Below are 5,492 nucleotides of genomic sequence, written 5' to 3'. Positions count from 1 at the left end.
CTCTTGGGGAACGCAGGCGTGCAGCGAGGCTGCCTCCAGCCCGGAAATGGTGGCGAGATCGGCGCCCGTCGGGTTCTGCTGCACACGGGTGAACAGACCCTCGATAGACTCGCTGTGCCCAAGCCAGCCGGCGACGTAGCCGCTCACCAGATTGCGGTTAGTGCTGCAGTCGGTGTGGATGTCGTTGCCTGTGAAAAACTCGGCAAAGCTCTGCGAAGGGGATGACGCCAAAATACACGACAATGCCGCAACGGCGGCAATTCCTCCCTGACGCATGCTTGCTCCTTGAGATGGCTTGATAGCAAAACTGGCAGAAGTCGCGGTGAGGTGCAAGGCCAGCCTCTCGGGCGTCTGGCGCGGCGTCTCGCCCGCCGTCGCCGGAGATTCGCCCGCCGGCCGTCATCATCACCAGTCAGCCGAGGACGGAATTACGACACCTTGCGTTGTTCAAGCGGGTGGTATCCGCCCAGATAATGCGGCAGCGTCACGATGTCGCTTTTCGGCACCGGCCGGCTGTAGAGAAAGCCTTGTGCGGCGGGGCAGCCGTTGGCCAGGAGAAAGCTTGCCTGCTCGGCTGTTTCGATGCCTTCGGCGACGACGCTTTGCCCGAGGCAGCGTGCGATGGAGAGGATCGCCTTGACGAGCTCCGCGCAGCGCTTGTCGCTGCTGCTGATGAATGACCGGTCGATTTTCAACGTATCGATCGGATAGCGCGCCAGATAGCTCAGCGCTGAATAGCCTGTGCCGAAATCATCGATGGCAATCGAAATTCCCATGGATCGAAACTCGCAAAGCGCCTCGAGGGTTTCGTTCTTGTCGCCGAGAAGCAGGCTCTCGGTAATTTCGAGTTCAATCCATTCCGGCCGGCAGGCGGTCTCGTCGAGAATCGCGGCGACCGTCTCGACCAGGTCGGCGCGCTGAAACTGTTTGGAGGAGAGATTGATCGCCACCTTGTGCCGTGGCCGGCCGGCGGCGTTGAGCTCGGCAGCGGTCTGGCAGGCCTCACGCAGCACCCAGCGACCCAGTTCCACGATCAGCCCGGTTTCTTCGGCAACCGGAATGAACAGGGCCGGAGAAACCATGCCGAACTGCTCATGACGCCACCTCAACAGGGCCTCCGAGCCGATCACCTTGCCGTCATCCAGCAACACCTTGGGCTGGTAGTGCAATTCCAGCGCGCCGCGCTCGATGGCCCGGCGCAATTCCGATCCCAGCATCAGGCGCTCCTGGGCGCCGGCCGTCAGGTCTTTCGAATAGAATTGGAAGCTCCCGCGCTCCTGCCGCTTTGCCGAATACATCGCGGAATCGGCATATTTGACCAGATCGTTGGCATCAGTGCTGTCGTCGGGATGGAGTGCGATCCCGATGCTGCAGGAGACGAACAGTTCCGTCCCGTCCAGCAGGAAGGGCGCGTTGAATGCGTCGAGCATCTTCTGGGCGATGTCGGCCAAATCCCGCTTTTCAAGCACATCCGGCAGAAGGATTGCGAACTCGTCGCCGCTGATGCGCGCCACGGTGTCGGCACGCCGCACGCTGTCCCGCAGTCTTCCGGCCGCCTGGCAAAGCAGTTCGTCCCCGATGGGATGTCCCATCGTGTCGTTGATGGTTTTGAAATGATCGAGATCGATCATCATGACGCCCGCGCGCCTGCGGTCCTGTGCACTGGCGGCCAGGAAATGGTCCAGGCGCTCGCCGAACAGGGCTCGATTTGGCAGCGAGGTCAGAGAATCGTAAAACGCCATCCGGTGAATCTTCTCGCGAGAGGCGTTCAGTTCCGTGATGTCGCGCGCCACGCCGAGAACCCCCGTCACCTTCCCCTCGGCGTCGATGATCGGGACTTTTCGGGTTTCGAGGAGAATGCGCTGGCCGCTGCCATCATGCGTCACCCATTCCTCATTGATCAGGACACGTCCGGCGTGAACGGCCGCCAGGTCCTTTTCACGGAAAAACCGGGCCAGATCGGCATCGAACAGATCGAAGTCTGTCTTGCCGACGATCTCGGCTTCCGATTTGCCGACCATCAGCCCGAAGGCGTGATTGCAAAGCAGATAAACACCATCGACATCCTTCAACCAGACCCTGTCGGGAATGGTTTGCAGCACCGTGAGGAGACGTGTTCGCGCTTCATCTCCGACATGCTGCGCCTCCTTCCTGTCGGTAATATCGCGTGACAGCGCAAGAAATGTCGTGCTGGATGGTTTGCTGCCCGGTTTTTTTGCAAGATAGTGCTCGAACCAGCGGGTTTCCCCGTTGGCCTGCTTGACGCGTATCGTGTGGCCGCTGCTGGCCCCTTTTTCATCAGCCTCCCTGATGGCCTGATATGCAATCGCGGCCTCCTCAGGCGGCAGCACGTCGCTGACCGTCTTGCCGAGCAGATGCTCTTCGGTTGCAGCGAGCGCTTCCGGATGCTTCGTCCATACCTGCAGGTATCGGCCATTGCCATCGAGTTCGAACAGGATGTCGGGGAGGACGGCAATGATCCCCTCCGCAAATTCAAGCGCTTCCGTGAGCCTCTGTTCGATAGGACCGTGCTTTGCCCTGCCGGCGATCCTGCTGGCATGTAAAGCCGCTTTGGCTGGCATGGGCGTGCCATCCAGCTGCGAGGAAATGGGGTATTCCTTGCCTGAAGGCTGCTTCATGAAGGTCCTCCGGACTGCAGCGGCGGCCAGGCGTTTCATGCACCCAGCCTCATTCCAATGTTTGGGAAGCACCGCACAAGTCATTCGGCGGGTCTGGAGGCTTGGTTCGCGCCGCCGATATCCGAACGTCGAGGCAACAAGCGTTTAAGAGTATTAGTCTCTGGGAAGCTTAACAAAATACCCTGTTTTCAAGCGCAAATCGTTCTTTTTTTGCGTGATAGGGATCAGATATCGGAAAATGGACAGTCACTTTCGGTTTCCGAGACAGCGAAATGGCTGTCTGTTGGAGGGCCGGGAATTGCCGATTCCAGGCCGGTATGACGGGGCTGGCCTTGCTCGATGTGACGTCCCGCCATTTTCGACGCGATCACAATAACATATGCCGTTTCGCCCATTCCAGCGGATGTCGCCTTGCTGCAGATCTGGCCTTGAGCGCGGACGTAGAGCGAGCCTATGTCGGCCACATCGAGCGTGGTTTGAAGAACCCTACTATTCTAACTTTAGCCATCTGCATGTCCGGCTGCTGCGGCGTGCTCCATCGCGTAACCCGACTAATTTCTGAAAGCCGAGGCCGTCATCATGCTTGATCGCGATCAGCGTGACACAAACTTGACGCAAAGAGCCGCCCAATCGGATATCTAGTAAAATCGCGAAAAAGACCGGCAGGAGCCAATTCTAAGTGGAGTGCTTTCCGTACCGGCATCAGCTTGGCTTCAATCCCCTTCGAACGCCGTCCTCAGTATTTCCGCCTGCTTATTAGGCATCAGGGTTAGGCGATCGAGGATCAAAGCCCTGATGGAACCCCAGTCGAGGGTCATCGCCTTGGAAACCAGAGCCAGTTCGCGAACAACAGGGTCAAGCAGATGTTGGGCCCTGATCGTGACCAGTACAGATGGCGGGGGATCATCGTCCTTTGCGATGACGCAAGCGCGGATCGTGGCCGCTTGGCGCTGCATAAAAATCGCGCAACGGTGGCTCTCCTCAACCTCAGTGCGTTTGATCCTATAGAACGAGTGATCATCCTGCTTTGGCTGCGGCAGCAATGCCGAGAGCTCGGGAAAAGCCCAACTGTCCAAGCTTGGCGGCTCAGGCTTTTTGAGCGCCCAGTCGTTGAAGCGTTTGAGGTCATGCGGGCTGAAAAAGCGGGCGTTGCCGCGAATTTCCATGTCTACGCAAATGTTCCGGTCGGGTGCCTCGCCCTCGTTCTCAAGCGCAATTTCCAGCAAATGGAAGCGGCTCAGCCTACCAATCCTGTTCCTCATCTCGTCTTCCGTTATCCGGTCGAAATGCGTCCGAAACTCATGTAGTTTTTCAGCCCATGCATCGAGCTCAGTCTCGCCAATGCCGCTCCACAGTGGGTTCGCCGCGAAGCCGTAGTCAGGTCCACGTCTACCAAATTTCCTCACGAGGTCCGACCGGGTGGGAAGATTGATACGATCTGTCAAGCGCGCGCGCATTTCGTCTTGGAATGCCGCGTAATCGAAGTCGCCCGCGAAGCTTATCATTCCGCCGCCACATCCGTCTGCGGCAACGTCCTTCAACGCCACTTTGGGGCGAGCGCCTACAATCCGCTCCAGTTCCCTCGTCCGCTCACGGAGGGCGCGGGTGGTTTCATCCTCTGGCACCGAGCGATCCGCAGTCCATTGGTCTGGCCGCAGAGCAGACATGCCTGCACGTTTGGCTGCTCGGATTGGACTGGCATCGTTTGCTACGACAATAAGTGAGCCCCATGTCTGCGCTGCAAAATTATATTGGGCAACGATAAGCTCATCAGGGTCGGCGAGATCGAATTGCTCGCTGTCGAGTACGGAGTTTTGAGGTCGGTCGAGGAGAACGCACCTTACTGGTATCTCGCTGTCGTCGAACGAGACCTCATATCCCATATCCTCCGCAGCGCGCACCACCGTCTGGAATTCCTTGGCGCGCTTGCGAACGTATCCAGCGCCATAATCCTTATGATGATCCATCTCGCTCTGGACTTTCGCAGAAACCAAAACGGTGACGGAGGCGGCGTCCGGAAACAGAGCCTTCCAGTCGAGCCGCCTGAAATTCCCAAAATTGATAAGGATGTTGGTGTCAACACCAACCGTCTTATTGGAGGAATTAGGTGCACTTTCTGTCATACACAATCATACCATAGGTAGGCTGCTAGCTCATTGGCCATGCGGAAAGTCATTGGTTGCTCCGCATTCCTGCATGCTATCAAGCGGACATTGGCTCGTCGCCTTGGCGTCGACAAGCCAATGTCCGCAATAAGCCAGCGATCGTCAACCGCTCTGCCGCTACGCATCAGCGGCGAAGAAAATATCCCGCACCTGATCAACGCGGTCGCGTTCGACAGGATGACGGTCTTCGTCCCGAAGGACATGGTCAACCCTTAACCGAGGCGCTTCAAAAGTCCGCTTTCGCCAAGAGGCGAGCGGGCTTTTCTGTCTGGTTGGTTGCTCCCAAACGATTGACAAAGGATTTTGAAGCCGAAAGAGCTATTGGATGCGGGGGCAATTAAGCAGGCCGAATTCGAGCTGTTGAAGGCCGAGGCGATGAAAGGACTGCCTTAATCGGAGCGGGGCAAGCGAATGATTTTGAGCGGGATTTTCTGGGATCAAAATGACCTGCCACTGAACTTTCATCCAGTGGCGATTAGAGCCTCGGCGGTTCTGGATACGCCACTTGGCGCGGTGGTAGCAACCGGCGGAAACGCGAAGCTTTCATCTTGCGCAGCGTTGGAGCCGGTTGCGGCGAGGGTCCCGGCGTAATCCGCCGGGGTCAGATATCCGAGCGATGAGTGTGGCCGGAATTGGTTGTAGTCTTCGATCCATTCGGCAATAGCGCTTCGGGCGTGATCGAGGCCGA

General features: G+C 57.9%; 4 protein-coding genes and 1 pseudogene. 1 reads left to right on the top strand and 4 read right to left on the bottom strand.

Annotation, left to right across the window (positions count from 1 at the left end; all coding sequences use genetic code 11):
* The 3 genes and pseudogenes from AC1D06_RS41610 to AC1D06_RS41600 form a co-directional block, all read right to left on the bottom strand.
* Positions 1-276: pseudogene (locus tag AC1D06_RS41610) on the bottom strand (hypothetical protein); the annotation flags it as partial.
* A 152-nt stretch (positions 277-428) separates the two neighbouring features.
* The gene (locus tag AC1D06_RS41605) at positions 429-2,582 is read right to left on the bottom strand and encodes a sensor domain-containing protein (protein WP_477991325.1); all 2,154 of its coding nucleotides are present in this window, start codon (positions 2,580-2,582) and stop codon (positions 429-431) included.
* A 770-nt stretch (positions 2,583-3,352) separates the two neighbouring features.
* On the bottom strand, positions 3,353-4,762 hold the full coding sequence (locus AC1D06_RS41600) for a hypothetical protein (RefSeq protein ID WP_477991323.1): 1,410 nt from the start codon (positions 4,760-4,762) through the stop codon (positions 3,353-3,355).
* Between the two features lie 120 nt (positions 4,763-4,882).
* Between AC1D06_RS41600 and AC1D06_RS41595 the strand changes: the two genes are divergently transcribed.
* Positions 4,883-5,020, top strand: coding sequence for a hypothetical protein (locus tag AC1D06_RS41595; protein WP_477991321.1), 138 nt, complete (start codon positions 4,883-4,885; stop codon positions 5,018-5,020).
* 245 nt (positions 5,021-5,265) lie between these two features.
* On the opposite strand, the gene AC1D06_RS41590 is transcribed toward AC1D06_RS41595, so the two are convergent.
* On the bottom strand, positions 5,266-5,492 hold a 227-nt coding region (locus AC1D06_RS41590), incomplete at its 5' end, for an integrase core domain-containing protein (protein ID WP_477990578.1).

The sequence above is a fragment of the Rhizobium sp. P2_G2 genome (assembly GCF_056403555.1).
The sequence above is the reverse complement of the archived record's forward strand: the minus strand, read 5'-3'. Positions and strand labels throughout refer to the sequence as shown.